At 37.1% G+C, this 520-nt stretch carries 2 pseudogenes; both read right to left on the bottom strand.

Annotated features, from left to right (window positions below):
* Positions 1-77: pseudogene (locus ACFINE_RS10005) on the bottom strand (DNA-binding protein); the annotation flags it as partial.
* Positions 78-286: 209 nt separating this feature from the next.
* Positions 287-520 (bottom strand): annotated as a pseudogene (locus tag ACFINE_RS10000) (integrase); the annotation flags it as partial.

Below are 520 nucleotides of genomic sequence, written 5' to 3'. Positions count from 1 at the left end.
CGGCGGAAAGTTGAGACACTCATATGAAGCAATTTTGCACTTTCACGGTCTGTTAAAAGAATAGCATTTTCTGTCATACTAAAATCCTTTCTATCAAAAAATGGTAACACATCATAACCATTTATTAACCACATTTTGGTTCATTTAGAAAGATGTTTTATTTATAGAAAACAATATTTTATCATACAATTTTTTATGTGATAATTTATGACTCTTATTGAGAAAGAATGAGAGAGAAAAGAGAGCTAAAGTTATCCACAGATCATGGGGTTATGCACCCCATATCTTAAGATTGACCAGTGACATATGCCGCCCATTTATCCATATAGACACGGCGCTGTTCTAGATAGTCAGTGCGACGATAGGCACGCTCTACTTTGCCGCCAACTGTATGACTTAGAATAGTTTCAGCAACCTCATAGGGAGCATCGGTTGTTTCAGCGAGCCAATTGCGTAAACTAGAACGAAAACCATGCGGGCAGGCTTCAAGTTTATTGTCTCTCATATATTTTGCCATACA

Source organism: Bartonella sp. AA97HXZ (assembly GCF_042196985.1).
Lineage (GTDB): Bacteria > Pseudomonadota > Alphaproteobacteria > Rhizobiales > Rhizobiaceae > Bartonella.
The sequence above is the reverse complement of the archived record's forward strand: the minus strand, read 5'-3'. Positions and strand labels throughout refer to the sequence as shown.